Annotated in this window: 11 protein-coding genes; 10 read left to right on the top strand and 1 reads right to left on the bottom strand. The window is 61.6% G+C overall.

Going from position 1 to position 15,241, the window contains the following annotated elements; translation table 11 throughout:
* The first annotated feature begins 81 nt into the window (after positions 1-81).
* Both VNH11_23680 and VNH11_23675 read left to right on the top strand, forming a co-directional pair.
* Positions 82-2,145, top strand: a complete 2,064-nt coding sequence (locus tag VNH11_23680; protein HVA49387.1) for a glycosyltransferase family 39 protein — start codon at positions 82-84, stop codon at positions 2,143-2,145.
* A complete protein-coding gene (locus tag VNH11_23675; GenBank protein HVA49386.1) occupies positions 2,105-2,491 on the top strand; it encodes a hypothetical protein in 387 nt (128 codons plus the stop codon). The genes VNH11_23680 and VNH11_23675 overlap by 41 nt, the downstream gene beginning before the upstream one ends.
* A 12-nt stretch (positions 2,492-2,503) precedes the next feature.
* Here VNH11_23675 and VNH11_23670 read toward each other — a convergent pair whose 3' ends face one another.
* Complete coding sequence (locus VNH11_23670; GenBank protein ID HVA49385.1) at positions 2,504-3,529, bottom strand: hypothetical protein; 1,026 nt, start codon at positions 3,527-3,529, stop codon at positions 2,504-2,506.
* Positions 3,530-4,043: 514 nt separating this feature from the next.
* Here VNH11_23670 and VNH11_23665 point away from each other — a divergent pair.
* From VNH11_23665 to VNH11_23630, 8 genes are all read left to right on the top strand, one after another.
* On the top strand, positions 4,044-5,039 hold the full coding sequence (locus VNH11_23665; GenBank protein ID HVA49384.1) for a MauE/DoxX family redox-associated membrane protein: 996 nt from the start codon (positions 4,044-4,046) through the stop codon (positions 5,037-5,039).
* A gap of 455 nt (positions 5,040-5,494) precedes the next feature.
* Complete coding sequence (locus tag VNH11_23660) at positions 5,495-6,523, top strand: hypothetical protein (protein ID HVA49383.1); 1,029 nt, start codon at positions 5,495-5,497, stop codon at positions 6,521-6,523.
* A 196-nt stretch (positions 6,524-6,719) separates the two neighbouring features.
* Positions 6,720-7,667: a DUF1573 domain-containing protein gene (locus VNH11_23655; protein ID HVA49382.1), complete on the top strand. Its 948-nt coding sequence runs from the start codon at positions 6,720-6,722 to the stop codon at positions 7,665-7,667.
* Positions 7,668-7,671: 4 nt separating this feature from the next.
* Positions 7,672-8,583 carry an ABC transporter ATP-binding protein gene (locus tag VNH11_23650; GenBank protein HVA49381.1) on the top strand — a complete coding sequence of 304 codons (912 nt, stop codon included), beginning with the start codon at positions 7,672-7,674 and terminating at the stop codon, positions 8,581-8,583.
* A 29-nt stretch (positions 8,584-8,612) separates the two neighbouring features.
* Positions 8,613-9,248 carry a hypothetical protein gene (locus tag VNH11_23645; protein HVA49380.1) on the top strand — a complete coding sequence of 212 codons (636 nt, stop codon included), beginning with the start codon at positions 8,613-8,615 and terminating at the stop codon, positions 9,246-9,248.
* Positions 9,249-9,862: 614 nt separating this feature from the next.
* Positions 9,863-11,848 (top strand): glycosyltransferase family 39 protein, encoded by a 1,986-nt coding sequence (locus VNH11_23640; GenBank protein HVA49379.1) that lies wholly within the window; start codon positions 9,863-9,865, stop codon positions 11,846-11,848.
* A gap of 4 nt (positions 11,849-11,852) precedes the next feature.
* A complete protein-coding gene (locus VNH11_23635; GenBank protein ID HVA49378.1) occupies positions 11,853-12,464 on the top strand; it encodes a hypothetical protein in 612 nt (203 codons plus the stop codon).
* A gap of 29 nt (positions 12,465-12,493) precedes the next feature.
* A complete protein-coding gene (locus tag VNH11_23630; protein ID HVA49377.1) occupies positions 12,494-14,131 on the top strand; it encodes a glycosyltransferase family 39 protein in 1,638 nt (545 codons plus the stop codon).
* The last annotated feature ends 1,110 nt before the right edge of the window (positions 14,132-15,241 follow it).

Below are 15,241 nucleotides of genomic sequence, written 5' to 3'. Positions count from 1 at the left end.
GATGGCCTTCCCAGGCCGTCCAATGACAACCAGGGGAAAGAACGACGCGACGGCCTGGGAAGGCCATCCTCCTCGTAGCCAATGATCGCGAAACTATCAGAACGACCGGGCCTTGTTGCGACGCTCTTGCTCAGCCTTCACGCCGCGCTGTTGGCGTGGGCGGCGACGCGGCATAGCCCGTCGATCGACGAAGTCGGACACATGGCCGCGGGGCTGAGCCATTGGCACTTCGGCCGTTTCGACCTCTACCGGGTCAATCCACCGCTAGTGCGGTTAGTGGCCACCATGCCTGTAGCGCTGACGCGCCCGCGATCGGACTGGAGCGCCTATTCCCTCTTGCGCGGCGCCCGGGGGGAATTCGAGTGTGGAGAACAATTCATTGCCGCCAACGGCGAGTGGTCGTTCTGGCTGTTCACCGTGGCTCGCTGGGCATGCATCCCGTTTAGTCTGCTGGGCGGCTATGTATGCTACCGTTGGGCCGGCGAGCTGTACGGTCCGGCGGGCGGATTGCTGGCGGTGGCATTATGGTGCTTTTGTCCGAATCTCCTTGCCCACGGGCAGATGATCACGCCCGACGTGGGAGCGACGTCACTGGGCGTGCTTTCTTGCTACCTGTTCTGGAAATGGATCCGCGCCCCGAGTTGGCCGCGGACGTTCACCACGGGCATCGCCCTTGGCCTGGCGGAGCTGACGAAAGCGACCTTTCTGGTCCTGTACGCGGTCTGGCCGCTGGCCTGGCTGTTTTGGCGGCTCGCGCGCGCGAGCAAGAATGCAGGTCAGGCTTTCCAGCCTGACGGTTCGCTGGCGACGCTCGAGGAGCGTCAGGCTGGAAAGCCTGGCCTACGGCAAGCGGGGCAGCTCGTGCTGATGGCCGCGCTGGGCCTTTACGTGCTCAACCTCGGCTACGCATTCGAAGGCCCGCTTCAGCCATTAGGAGAGTTCCACTTCCTCAGCGCGGCGCTGGGCGGACCGCGCGACATGGGCGTGCCGGGTTCCGCCCGCCGGAACAGGTTCTCCGGAACCGGTCTGGCAGGGCTGCGCGTGCCTTTACCGGCAAACTACGTGTTGGGCATCGATCACCAGAAGTACGATTTCGAGCAAGGCTTTCCGTCCTATCTGCACGGCGAATGGCGCCACGGCGGCTGGTGGTACTACTACTTGTACGGCCTGGCGATCAAAGTGCCGCTGGGAACTTGGCTGCTGTTCCTCATGGCGGTCACCGTAGGCATCACGCTCCGCGTGATGGGGGCGGTGGCCGACATCTCGCGGGGCGCGTCGGGCACGATCGGCGGTGCGACTTGGCGAGACGAATTCGTCTTGCTCTTGCCGGCGGCCGTCATTTTCGCCCTGGTCAGCTCGCAGACGGGTTTCAATCATCACCTGCGCTATGTACTGCCGATCTTTCCGTTCGTGTTTATTTGGATTGGCAGGTTAGGGCGGTTGTTTGCCGATCCCACGGAACGGCACAGACTCCGCTCCCTACAGGAAACGGCGGAACGTCACGAAGGCCGCGTATCTAAGGAACGGCACGGAGTCCGTTCCGTACAGATGATGGCTGTGGGACTGGCCCTGGCGTGGTCGATCGGCAGCAGCCTCTGGTATTACCCGCATTCGCTTTCGTACTTCAACGAACTCGTTGGCGGCCCGCTGGGCGGCCGCTGGCACATGCTCGACAGCAATCTCGATTGGGGCCAGGATCTTCTGTACCTTAAGACATGGCTAGGCGAGCACCCAGAGGCCCGCCCGCTAGGGCTGGCCTACTTCGGCTATTTTGACCCGCGCGCCGCGGGAATTGAATTCTCGCTCCCGCCGCATGGTCCGGTGCATCTGGATAACGAGGGCGGCGAACGGCGCCAGCCGTCGCCAACCTCTAGCGCGGAAATTGGTCCGCTCCCCGGCTGGTATGCCGTGAGCGTAACAATGCTGCACGGATACCAATACGCAATCCCCGATGGAAAGGGAGGAAAGTTTTACACTGAGCAGCCGTATTTCACCTATTTTCAGCGCTTCGAGCCGGTGGCGAGGGCAGGCTACTCGATATACATCTATCACCTCGAATTGCCGGAGGTGAATCGGGTGCGGCGCGAGCTGGGCCTGCGCGAACTTGACGCACCGCCAGCGCACAACGTGGGAGGAGGAGGTTGAGTCAATGGACCGGGTGAGTCGGTGCATTGCGCTGCTGGCCGTGGCGCTGATCGCGGGCTGCCACCGCGCGACGGACGGCGAGCTGTTCCGTTCCGCCATCGACGAAGTCCAGGCGGGCGATTCGGCCAAAATCGACGCACGCGACCATTCGCGCGTCGTCCATGCCGATCTTGCCGCACTCGCCGGCGCCACGAGCCTGGAAACCCTCTGCCTCGACGGCACCAGCGTGGGCCTTGGCCGCCGCAAGTGCGAGCGCCCGGCGGGTGACACGATCGGCCTCGGCGGCCAGTTCGTCGCCGTTGACATAGAGCGATCCGCGATGGCCAGACCGTTGTATTCTATGTGAGAGATGCGCTCGTCAGGGCGTGATCTTCGTCTTCGGGAGAGCCTCACGAAGTGAGGCGATGCCTTGCACTGTCAACTTTGTATCTTCAAGATACAGCTCTTTTAGCGAAGACATTCGCCCGAGTACGGCGATGCCTTTGTCGCTGATGCGCGTCCCCATTAGGCAGAGGGAGTCGAGCTTCTCAAGCCGCGCCAAGTGAGAGAGTCCCTCATCACCAATTGATGTATATGCGATGCTTAGGCCGGTCAGTTCGCGCAACTGCATCAAATTCGCGAGCCCCGAATTCGTGCATTTCGTATAATCGAGATTGAGCGTATTGAGACGCCGCAGCGCGCCAATGTGCCGCAGGTCGGCATCGGTGAGGGGCACGCCGTTCAGTACCAGTTCCCGCAATTTGGGCAGGCGGCCGAAGCTCTCCAGCGCCCTGCCGGTCAACTTTGCCTCTTGAAGAACCAGCGTTTCCAAACGTGGTAGATCGCTGAGATGATCGATCCCTTCATCGGTCACAGCGCCTCGGTTCAGGTAAAGCACGCGCAGCCCCTTGCACCGCGCTATCTCACGAGCGCCGGCGTCGTTGATGCCCGGGTAGTCGTTAACGGGCGCGCTGGCAAGATAGAGCACCTCCAGCTTCGGCAAAGCTTCTAGATGCGCCAGCCCGGCGGCGCTGACATGGGTCTCCATGAGATCTAAGGCCCAGAGGTCGCGCATTTGCTCGATGTGCGCCAGGCCAGAGTCGGTGATGTGCGTCCTCTCGAGAACAAGCCGCCTCACTCCGCGAAGTGAACTGAACAGCGCGAGATCTTCGTCGCTGACTGCGGTCTGAGTCAGGTCGATTTCGACGGCGTCGCCATCGATTCTTAGCGTCCCGCCGAGCGCCTGGACGCGGGCGACGACCTGTGCCATCGGCTTGGCCGCGGGGATGCTTGGCTTTGAATCGGGCGTTCCTCCCCGGGAATGGAGGAAGAAGGCGTAAGAGAGGGCCGCGATAGGCAAAAGCGTGGCGACGACGATCAGCGGCAGACGGCGATTATTGGTCATGATTTCACGTTAATTATTTGCAGCAGGTCAAGCCGGTGGCAACGGCGGGCTATTCAAGTTACATTTATCACCTCGAAACGCGGCAAGTCAAGCGTGTGCGGCGCGATCTCGTTTTTCCCCCGTAGAGCGACGGTTCCCAGAGCGCCGCGACAAGCGTTGCTGAGCCGTCAAAAGCTCCGGAAGCTTCGGTTCATTGTTCTTCGACGAGCGGGGCGGCCAATCTTTCTGGCTAAGCTCGAACCATCGTAGCTCACCAGCGCGCCCCAGTGGGGCCTGGGGCGAACTGGGGCGCGAAAGAACATAAAAAGCTACTTGCGGGAATCGCTCCTGGCGCGTAGATTCATATTCGCATCTTGGTGTTCGCGGTTCGTGGCGGACGATGCACTCAAGACGAGTCCGCCACATTACACGCCGGTTGCCGGTTCATCGCGTTGTTAGCACGGTTCGTTCGATGGTTGGACAAGTTCGCCTCGGTCGTCTGTATCGTCACGCAGTGTCGGTCTGTTCGCACCCTATGGTGCGCTGGCTCTGGGTGAGCGTGCTTATGTTCGCAGCGGTAACCAAAACGTACCAGTTGATGGCCTATCCTGGCCGCGCCGCGCGTTTTTTCGGATCGCACTGGCTTACTGTCGCCGTCATCGAGATTCACGTCGCCGTGGCCATTTGCCTGGTATTCGGCCAAGCTGGACCTCGGGCGCGCTATACCGCCACTTTATGGTTTCTTATCCTGTCGACCCTCTCGCTCTGGAAGGGGCTCGCCGGGGAAACGTCTTGCGGTTGCTTTGGCGAGTTCGCCATAAGCCCTTGGGTAACGTTTGCGCTCGACGCGGCGGCGGTTGTGTCGTGTTCGCTAGGGGAGTCGACGAGGCCACGTTTTCGCTCAATGCGGTGCTTGGCTTGGTCCCTCGCTATCACGTTACCCGGTATTGTGGCCGTTGCGGGCGTATTTAGCGCACCAAGGCACATCGTTTCGGATGAGAACGGTTCGGACGGCTACGCTGCAAATTGGGGTGGGGGGCCGATTTGCTACGATCCCGCCGGGCTGAAGGGGCAACCTTTTCTTCTGATGCGGTATCTCGAAGGAGGCGAAGTGCTGGGGCGGGGTTCCTGGCTTGCCGTGGTCTACCGACCCGATTGCCGCCGTTGCGGCGGGGTACTTCAGGACTGCGACCATCTGTCGCGCGAATTGGGCGCTAACGGCAATCCGATTCGCATTGCCGCGATCGAGATTCCGTCGCCTGACGGGCGCTCGGCTGCGGAGCGGCGCGCACCGTTCATCACGTGTCGACTGCGATCTCGAGCCGGCGGTTATCAAATTGACACGCCAATCGCTGTTTTCGTTCAGGAAGGGATTGTCCAAGCCTCTTGGTTTGGGCGGCTACCGCGCGCGGCGGAACTTCTAGGCGGACCCACCGCCGCCTGCGCGATCGCGGAGTCGGAGGTGAAATCACCGTCTACTGATATGTCAGGGGACTGCGTCTCGTTTGTGTTTCCAGAGAAATCGATTTGAAAGGAGCGTGTGCGATGGCGATGGTCGTTCGATCGTGGATTTCGGTGGTGTCGTTCCTGCTCATTTCCGCGGTGTTCTGTGCAATGAACATGCTTTGGTTCGCGCGGACCGTCTACGCCGCTCCGCCGCTCATCTGGGATTGTTCTGCGAGGGTGAGCGCCGGTTGCGGGACGGTGCCCGCCTTTGGTTGCTCGGCGGCACCGCCAAGCCTTTGCGGCATTTGCTCATGGAACGCTTGCGGCCCGGACCCCAGTATGACGACGAAATGCATCGGGGGTGTCAAGTACGCGACCTGTAGTTCCACTTACAGGGCCTGCTTCAACGGCTTTGTCAACACGACGTGCGGTTGCTCTCTATGGTGCGTATGCACCCCACTTTATTGTAACACCGCGGCCTGCGCTTTGGGTAAATCGTTTCCAGCGACATGCCCCTGACACGGCGGAGTATGTACCCCGATGAATACGCGTGTCTGCCGTCTCATCTGCCTGGCCGCGGCCTTTGTGCCGCGGGGCGCCGTCGCCAGCGATGGAATTGCGCTCGAAGACATCGTGCGAATCGCGAAGAGCGCTCGAGAGCGCGTCCACGCCATTGATGTTACCTACGAAGAACACCAAGAGCTGCTCGACGGAACTTTTCCTTTGTTAGTTCCGCTGCTTCGGGGCCGAATGCGATTCGACATTGCGACCGGCAATTATCGCTGGTGGAAGGATTCCGCGGACCCGCAGGCGAACGGTAAGATGTTCGCTTTGGAATACGCCCTTTCGGACAGCACGGCAACCTTTCACAACCCATCGATTCTTCAAGGGGCAATCTCGCAGCCCAAGAAACCGCCCATCAATCCTCTTGGCACCGAACGCGTGCTGACCGGCGCCCTGATGCACCCGCCGCGTCCGGACGGGCGTGGCACGGACGACGCCAGCTTGGTGAACCTCCTGAAGTACGCACAATTGCGGTCGGATCCGGAGCAAGTCGGCGACCGGCCGTGCCATGTTGTCGACGCCACTTTTACGGATGGGTCGGGCGTGCCGCATCGCTATGCAAGCGTCTGGCTTGACCTGGAACGAGGCGCACTGCCGGTGAGAAGCCTGCTGTACGGCAAGGGTGACACGCCGGCCGTGGACGCGCGCATTCTCGAGGCGTACCAGTTCGACGACGGGCAGGGTCAGTCTGTATGGCTGCCGACAAAACTGGAGGCAATAACAACGCGGGCGGAACATCGAGTTAAACTTGTCGTCACTGCCGACGTCAAGCGGACGCGCATCAATCCAGTCTTCGAGAACGGCACATTTGTGATCGACTTTCCGCCTGGAACGACGGTCAACGACCTTGTGATTGACAAGATATTTACTGTTCCCAGCGCAGGGCCCGAGCCCATAAGTGCTGTCCGGCGCTGGTTTGTTTTGGTTAATGTCGTCGTAGCCGCGCTCATTATTGCTTGGTGGGCAGCGCGACGACGACGACACAGGCAACGAACCCTAGACTGAAACGCCGGAGCCGATCATGGGTGCGCGCGACATTCTATCCCGACACAACATCAAAAACGCCGCGTTTGTGCTACTCGCGTTGGGAGTCCTGTGTTCGCTCTTGTCCGCCTTGTTCCGCCTCAGAGAGGAGTCGCCAGCGGCGGACCAGGCTGGCGGAGCCGCCGCGAATAGTCGCCAGGCTGAGTCGGCGAAACTCGTGAGCGTATCTGAACCGCGGTACGAGTTCGGAATGGTGCCTAGCGGATTAGTCGCCACGCATCAATTCACAGTCACCAACGTCTCAGCCACTCCGGTCAAGATTCGCATTGCCGAAAGTTCCTGTACTTGCACGTCGGCCAAGCTGGACAAGGACACGCTCGAACCCGCCGAACGCGCCACGCTGCTGGCGGCGCTCGACACGTCGGCTATGCAAGCGGCGCCAGTGGCCTCGATTGCCCTCGTCGCGGAGAGAGAAGTCAAAGAGCCGATTCGACAAGACTTTGCCGTTTCTCTCGCAGCGAAAATCGACCCGGCCCATGGCGTACTGCCATCGGCCATCCGGTTCGACTCGTTGCGGCGAGGGGGTGCCGCGGCGAGGGCGGCGTTTCGTATTGTCCTGCCTTCGATCGACGGAGCAGTTCCCGTACTGTCTGCGGCATGCGACGGAGAGCAGCCGCACATCGTCGTGGAGTTGAGCGATGCTCCGCGGCGAAGCGCGGATGATTTCGTGTTTGTCGGTGATACCACGGTCGATCCAAATAAGCTGGCCGAGGGAGAACGGCAATTTTCCACGCGAATCAGAATTAGCGTCGCCCGCAGCGACGGGCCGCCGCAGGAATTTTCGCTCGTGGCAAGCGGTGAGGTCGCCAACGAAATCGAGGCCATGCCCAGTGTTCTGTATTGGGGGCCGAGCGACCACATGGCTAGCCGCGAAGTGGTATTTTCCGCGTTAGGCGATGCAGCAGTGGACATCGGAGCCGTAGAATGCGCGGAGGGCGGCATCGAGTGGACGGTCGTCGACAACGGTACCGACCGGCCGAAATTGGTGGTTACATGCGTCTCGCACGCGAAGCACGCCGGAGTGCATCGCAGTAGCGTCGTCGTCAACGCCAGCCTCCGCAACGGCGGCAAGCGTCGCTTGGTAGTTCCGGTGATAATCCTGTGATGACATGAGCCAAGGCGACATGCCTGAGGTAGCGATCGCAGCCAGCGCACTGACAAAGGCGTTTGGCAACACACTAGCCGTCGACCATCTTGACTTCTCGCTGCGCGCGGGGCGAATATTCGGTTTGCTCGGTTCAAACGGTGCTGGAAAGTCGACCGCCCTAAAGTTGTTCGCAGGGCTCATCATGCCCACGAGCGGGAAGGTCGTCGTCTTGGGATGCGATGTCGCGCGGCGTAGCGCGGAACTTCGCGCGCGGATCGGATACGTTCCCGAGCGGCATTTTATTTATCCGTGGATGCGCGTGCGCGAGGTAATTCGTTTTACCAGCGCCTTTTACCCCACGTGGAACTTCGATCTCGCAAACGAGCTTTGCTCGTCGTTGGGATTGGATGCGGCAAAGCGAGTCAAGCACCTGTCGCATGGCATGCTGGCCAAACTCGCGCTTCTGCTGGCCCTCGCGCACGAGCCCGCTTTGCTGTTGCTCGACGAGCCGACCAACGGACTTGACCCGCTGACTCGCCGGCAATTCCTCGACGCTCTCAAGACGCTGCCGCAACTCCGTGAACGAACGGTCGTGCTGTCGAGTCATAACGTCAGCGATATCGAACGGACGGCCGACGAAGTCGGCTTCATGATCGCGGGGCGACTTGCGATATCGGGCCGCGTGGCGGATCTGCTCGGTCGTACAAGACGCATACATGTTCGGCTCGCCGCGGAGTCGGGGCCGTTCGTCCCCCCAAGGAATTCCATTTGGCAGCGCGGCGTCGATCGTGAGTGGGTTGTTGTCGCTCGCGACGTCACGTCCGCGACGCTCGACGAAGTTCGGCAGGCGAATCGCTGTGAGCGCGTCGATGAGCAAGCGATCAGTCTGGAAGACATTTTTCTGGCTTACGCGCGCGGCAGGGTGGGGCGATGAGAGCGCTACTGTGGAAGGATTTGCGATTAATGACCTACGTCATCTGCCTTGCGCTTGCTCTGATGGCGATGCCCTATCTCGTGTCGGTTATTACCTGGCTGGTCAAAGGCGCGCCTTATCCGTTGCGCGATTCATGGTCGCTGTCCGCCGCGGCAAGTTCGGGTCTCTCGCTAGTCAGCGCGGCCTTCGCGGGCGGCAGCGCGTTGTCCGGCGAGCGGAACGATGGTTCCGCGCGATTCTTAGCCTATCTGCCCCCGACACGGTTCGCGATTGCGCTGAGCAAGTTCATCGTCGCTGCCGGCTTGCTTGTCTGCGTCTGGTCAGGAAACCTCCTGGCCGCTGGAGTGGCGGTTTCGCTTACGCCCGCCAGCAACGGTTCCGCCCCAGTAATCGCGCAGGTCCCACATCCGGCGCTTATCGCGGCAGGCCTGATGGTGTTCGGAGTGTCCTGGTTTTTCTCAAGTTTCATGCCCACCACCGGCCTCCCGGCGTTCATCGCGATTCTCGTGCAAATGATCGTGATTCTCATTGCGCCGGTTTTCGCAATCGATCTGAACTCGCGCCAGGCAATTGCGGGTCTGGCGGGAGCGGAGGCGTGTATCGGAATCACGGGCATAATAGGAGGCACCCTGGTGTTCCTGTGGTACAACGAGCTAAACAGTTAACCGCCGAGCTTCGCCCTTGCCCAGAGCACCCAGTCCGTCGAGTGGTTCGTGTCACGGTTCCTTGGTTTCTCTGGCCATCCCTTGCAATCGCAAAAGAGGCTCCTAAAATAGGCGAACAAGAATCGCCGGTTCGGTAGAGGTGAACGTGTTGCTTGCTTGGAAGTGGTGGAGCATCCCGATAATCCCGTCAGCCTTTCCATGATTTCATATGAGCAGTGCATTTAGCAGACGCCGACGCGCACGAAGTGGTCCGAGCGTGCCGCATGGGGTTGCACATCGCGGAGGTTCCGGTCGGATACTGTCCGCGCGGCCCGGCGCAAGACAAGAAAATCCTTCTGTGCGATGGCGTTGATGCCATGAGGACATTATAGCGCTGGCGGAAGTGGGGCGGATAAGGGCTCGGTCGGCGGAGGATGACCTTCCCAGGCCGTCCCACTGACAGCCAGAAGAAAGAACAATGCGACGGCCTGGGAAGGCCATCCTCCTTGTACCCAATGATCGCGAAACTGTTACGACGACCGGGCCTTGTTGCCACTTGCTTGTTAAGCGTTCATGCCGCTCTTTTGACTTGGGCGGCGACGAAGCATAGCCCGTCGATCGACGAGGTCGGTCACATGGCCGCGGGCCTCAGCCATTGGCACTTCGGCCGTTTCGACCTCTACCGCGTCAATCCGCCGCTCGTGAGGTTGGTGGCCACCAGGCCTGTGGCGCTGATGCGCCCGCGATCGGACTGGAGCGCCTACTCCCTTTCGCCCGGCGCGCGCGGAGAGTTTCAGTGTGGAGAACGGTTCATCTCCGCCAACGGGGTGCGATCGTTCTGGCTATTCACCATTGCCCGCTGGGCTTGCATTCCTTTTAGCGTGCTCGGGGGTTGCCTTTGCTATCGCTGGGCCCGAGAGCTGTACAGTCCGGTGGGCGGATTGTTGGCGCTGGCGTTATGGTGCTTTTGTCCGAATGTCCTCGCCCACGCGCAGATGATTACGCCCGATGTGGGAGCTACATCAATGGGCGTGCTCTGTTGGTACCTGTTTTGGAAATGGCTGCGCGCCCCGAGCTGGCCGCGGGCGGTCACGACGGGAATCGCGCTCGGGGCAGCCGAGCTGGCGAAGTCGACGTTCCTCATCCTGTACGCTCTTTTTCCATTAGCTTGGCTGTTTTGGCGCGTCGCCAGAGCTAGCAAGAGCGTAGGTCAGGCTTTCCAGCTTGACAGCGTGTCGGCAGCGCTCGAAAAGCGTCAGATTGACAAGCGCGACCTAGCGGAGGTCACGAGCGAGGGGCGTCGGGCTGGAAAGGCTGGCCTACGACAAGCCGCCCAACTCGTGCTGATGGCCGCGCTGGGCCTGTACGTCCTCAACCTCGGTTACGTATTCGAAGGTTCGCTACAGCCGTTAGGGGACTATGACTTCCTCAGCACGTCACTGGGCGGCGCGCCCGATCTGGCCGGGCGTAATTCGGGGCGGCGAAACCGCTTCGCGAGAACGGCCCTGGCGGGGCTGAGGGTGCCTCTACCGGCAAACTACGTTCGCGGCATTGACCAGCAGAAAAGCGACTTTGAGCGCGGCTATCCATCTTACCTGCGCGGCGAATGGCGGCATGGTGGCTGGTGGTACTATTACCTGTATGGCTTGGCGATCAAAGTGCCGCTGGGAACTTGGCTGCTGTTTCTCATAGCGGCCAGCATGGGCATCACGCTCCGCGTGATGAGGACGGCGAACATCTCGCCGAGCGAGACGTCGACGATTGGCGGCGCGACCGGGCGAGACGAATTCGTCTTGCTTCTGCCGGCGGCCGTCATTCTCGTTCTGGTCAGTTCGCAGACCGGCTTCAATCATCACCTGCGCTACGTGCTGCCGATCTTTCCGTTCGTGTTTATTTGGATCGGCAGGTTGGGGCGGTTGTTTGCCGATGCCACGGAACGGCACAGAGTCCGTTCTCTACCGGAATCGGCGGAACGTCACGGAGGCCGCGTATCTCCGGAACGGCACCGAGTCCGTCCCCTACAGAAGGTGGCTGCGGGACTGGCCCTGGCTTGGTCGATCGGCAGTAGCCTTTGGTATTATCCGCACTCGCTTTCGTACTTCAATGAGCTCGTTGGCGGTCCGCAGGGGGGCCGCTGGCACATGCTCGACAGCAATCTCGATTGGGGTCAGGATCTCCTGTACCTTAAGACATGGCTCGGCGAGCGCACGGAGGCCCGTCCGCTAGGACTGGCCTACTTCGGCTATTTTGACCCGCGCGCCGCAGGAATCGAATTCTCGCTCCCGCCGCACGGACCGGTTCATCCGGAGAACGAGGGGGGAGAACCGCGCGAGCCCTCACCAACCTCCCGCGCGGAAAATGGCCCGCTTCCTGGCTGGTATGCCGTGAGCGTGATGATGCTGCATGGATACAAGTATCACATCCCCGACGGCCAAGGCGATAAATCATACATGGATCGCCCATACCTCACCTATTTTCAGCACTTCGAGCCGGTCGCGAGAGCCGGCTACTCGATCTATATCTATCACCTGGAGCTGCCCGAAGTGAATCGGGTGAGGCGCCGTCTCGGCCTCCCCGAACTCACGGATTCGCCCCAGCCAGCGAATCAAGAGCGAGGCTAAAGCGATGTGCAAGAGATGTTTGCCAGCGTTGCTCTTCATACTCGCGGCGATCGCGGGCTGCCACCGGCCCACCGATCACGAGCTATTTCGTACCGCGGTCGATGAGGTCCAGGCGGGCGACTCGGCCGAAATCGACGCACGCGACCATCCGCGGGTGGTTGACGCCGACCTTGCGGCGCTCGCCGGCGCCACGAGCCTGGAAAACCTCTGCCTCGACGGCACCAGCGTGGGCGACGAGGGAGCCATTTACATCGCACAGTCGCCGCGACTCAAGTCGCTTTCTCTTTCGAGCACGCGGATCAGCGACCTCGGCGTCGGCAAGCTTGCCGCGCTCAAGGATCTCGAGTCGCTACGTCTGGACCGCGCGGCTATTTCCGACGCCTGCCTGGAAACGCTCGCCAAGCTGCCGAAGTTGCGGTCGGTCTCTTTGTGGCGAGACCACGTCACTGACGCGGGGCTCGCGCATCTTGCCAAAATGACGTGGCTCCGCACGCTCAGCCTCGACGAAACGCAGGTGAGCGACGCGGGACTGAAACACCTCGTGGCCCTGAAAGAACTCGATTATCTCTCAGTTTGGAACACCAAGGTCACGGAGAAGGGGGCGGCCGATCTCTAATTAGCGCTCCCAGACTTGAAGATCAACCGATGAGCGCGCCCCCTCTTGTCGTCGAGGCGCCGCCGCGCCAGCAAGCAAAGCAGCTGCCATTGCGCCGGCCCGGCGCACGCATACTCTTGGGCATTGGCGGGGCCGTGCTGTTGGCCGCAGCCCTGCGGTTCCCGCAATTCACCACGCGCAGCATCTGGTTCGACGAGGCGGCCTCCTGGCAGCAGTCCAGCCTTCCGGCGCGTGAGTTATTGCACCGCCTGCGATTCGACACGGTGCTGCCTCCGTTTTTCCTGCTGTTGAAAGGCTGGATGGCGGCATTCGGCGAGTCGGCCGCCTCCCTGCGCGGCTTCTCGGTATTGTTCGGTTTGCTCGCCGTCGCGGGCATGTATCTGTTCGCGTTCGAGCTCTACCTGCTGTCGCGCGCCGCGAATGAAGGCCGGCGCACCGCGCGCGGTTCGATGAACGCCCAATGGTTCGCGCTGGCCGTCGCGCTCATGGTGGCCACCAGTCCGTTCCAGATCAACGCCGCGATCGAAGTGCGCATGTACGCCCCCGGCACCGCGGCCGTTGCCCTGTCGAGCTGGCTGCTGTTGCGGGCCTTGCGCAGCGGCGCCTGGCGATGGTGGCTCGCCTACGGCGCAAGTGCGGGCGTGACCCAATACCTCCATCCCTATCTGCTCTTTTCGGTCGCAGGCCAGTTCGCCGCGCTGTTCGGCCTGATCGCGGCTCGCTTTTGGCGCGGAAAGAGGCGGCGGGCGCAATCGTTGGCAGGCCGGGCCGGAGCCGCGGGGGCGCTCGCCGCCGCGATGTTTTTGCCCGGCCTGCCGATGTTCCTCGCGGAGCATCGCATGGTTCACAAGGGCTTCTGGATTGCACCGTTGGACGCGCAACTGCTCGCCGATACTTTCGCGCAGTTCGTGCAGCCGGTCGATCCGCCCTATGGCGCGCTCCGCCAAGTCGAGGCCATCGGCCTGACGTCGGTCTTGTTGGCCAGCGTCTTCGTCGTGGCCTGGCGGGCGCGGCGGGGAGACTGGATGCTGATCGTTTCGGCTGCGTTTCCGCTGGCCGCGGCGGGGCTCGCGTCGCTGAAGACGCCAATCTGGGAAGGACGCTACTTTCGCTTCGCGCACCTCTTTCTGCTTGCGCTGATCGCGCTGGCCGCGTGGCGATTGCTGGCACGCTGGCCTGGCGTGCGTGCAGGGCTGTTGTTGTTGCTCGTATGGGGCAACACTTTTCTGGCCTTCGACTTCTGGCGAAGCCGCCAGATTGAGACCTGCCACGGCATGCGCGGAGCAATGGAGCGCGTGCTCGCTTCGATCGGGCCGGGCGAATTGGTTGTCGCAGAGAGCCACTTGCACTTCGTGCCCGCTAAGTTCTACGCGGGCTCCCAAGCTCGCGTCCGCCTCGTCGGCTCGATGGCCCGCGGCCGCTGGGCGCGGCAATTCATACCCGCGGACGACTTCATTGATAATGACCAACTTGAGCGGTCGCTCGAGACGGGAGTGTGGTTTATCGGCCACGGGCCGCTGGACCGCTTCGAGTCGTCGTTCGACGTCCCCGCCCTGCACCGCGTCAAGGTGACCGAAACGTTCGTCGAGCGGTACGACCACGGCGTGCCCGACTGGCCGATTTGGGTCTTCCATTGCTTCGCCGACCGTCAAGCGCCTTCGCCTTGATTGTTCAACACTCGGAAAAGCCGACGACGCCTTCAGGATGAGGGCCAAAGCCGCATCTAAGAATGCCAGCATCACGTCGAATCGCCCGCAATCCGTCATTCCGCGCGTGCCAGATGCATCCCAAGCCAGTCGCGAGATAGAACACAAGAATGAACGCGGGACGACGAGCGTTTACCTGACGCCCGTTTTTGTTCCGAGTGGATGCCGCCGGCTTGCCCGGCGGAGGTGTACGTTGGCAGTCTACAAAACGACGCGCCCAACAACCGCTTCCGGCAGCGGGCCGCCGCTTCGCGGTCACCCTCCCGCTTGCGGAGCGTGCGGGCTACGTAGCCCGCACGCTCCGCGAGCGGATCGGCGGTCGCGAAGCGGCGGCCCGCGTCGCCAGCGTCACCTTACGGGAAAAGAGGAGGAGAGAGGCTGCGGTGGAATTTTGGGCCGCGCCGTTTCGTATTACTGGCAGAGGGGAAAAACAGCGGGCCGATGGCCGGCGATGCGTGCCCCGCAGCAAAGGAACGGGGAGGAACTTTTAGGGCGGAAAAGCGTCTAACAATTAGTGGTCGGTGGTCAGTGGTTGGTGGTTGGCAGAGCTCCAGCCGTGCCTAAGAATTGAGCAGTGGGCTGAGCGATGGGCGATCGGTTCGCGCGCCGCGCACGGTGTGGGCAAATTTGCCGACACCGGCGAAACACGAGGTTTTTGCCCATCGATTAACCTGACAGGAGGGTTTTCTGGCGGCCGCCGAAATGATGTGCATAGTGGTCGCCTGACTGCCTATTCTTTGAGCAATTCGTTTGTCCGTGCGGCGAAGCAGCGTCGCCGGCTCTCGTCGAGGTGCGGTGAGAGGTCGAAAAAAAATCGGTGCCAAGCCAACGGCGCGGTACAACAATGGGAACGATGCGGGCCAGCGCCCGCCACGGATCCATGCCAAGCCAGCCGCGCGGTAGAACGAGTAGAACGACAGAAAGATTACCTGAGTAGAGTAGGCGGGGAGGTTGGCCTCCCCGCCCCTCGTCAAACCGGACGGGCGGATTTCCCGCATCCGGCTTTCCCAAGAAGAATGAAGCGGCCAGGCATGGGCAGGTCCATCGGTCGATGGAAATGGTCATAGGGGC

The organism is Pirellulales bacterium, assembly GCA_035533075.1.
Taxonomy (GTDB): Bacteria; Planctomycetota; Planctomycetia; order Pirellulales; family JAICIG01; genus DASSFG01.
The sequence above is the reverse complement of the archived record's forward strand: the minus strand, read 5'-3'. Positions and strand labels throughout refer to the sequence as shown.

Bases quoted from the DNA above. Each gene is read 5' to 3' on its own strand.
- VNH11_23660 (HVA49383.1), top strand. From the start codon at position 5,495: ATGAATACGCGTGTCTGCCGTCTCATCTGCCTGGCCGCGGCCTTTGTG.
- VNH11_23650 (HVA49381.1), top strand. From the start codon at position 7,672: ATGAGCCAAGGCGACATGCCTGAGGTAGCGATCGCAGCCAGCGCACTG.
- VNH11_23630 (HVA49377.1), top strand. From the start codon at position 12,494: ATGAGCGCGCCCCCTCTTGTCGTCGAGGCGCCGCCGCGCCAGCAAGCA.
- VNH11_23635 (HVA49378.1), top strand. From the start codon at position 11,853: ATGTGCAAGAGATGTTTGCCAGCGTTGCTCTTCATACTCGCGGCGATC.
- VNH11_23645 (HVA49380.1), top strand. From the start codon at position 8,613: ATGACCTACGTCATCTGCCTTGCGCTTGCTCTGATGGCGATGCCCTAT.
- VNH11_23640 (HVA49379.1), top strand. From the start codon at position 9,863: ATGGCCGCGGGCCTCAGCCATTGGCACTTCGGCCGTTTCGACCTCTAC.
- VNH11_23670 (HVA49385.1), bottom strand. From the start codon at position 3,529: ATGACCAATAATCGCCGTCTGCCGCTGATCGTCGTCGCCACGCTTTTG.
- VNH11_23665 (HVA49384.1), top strand. From the start codon at position 4,044: ATGGTGCGCTGGCTCTGGGTGAGCGTGCTTATGTTCGCAGCGGTAACC.
- VNH11_23680 (HVA49387.1), top strand. From the start codon at position 82: ATGATCGCGAAACTATCAGAACGACCGGGCCTTGTTGCGACGCTCTTG.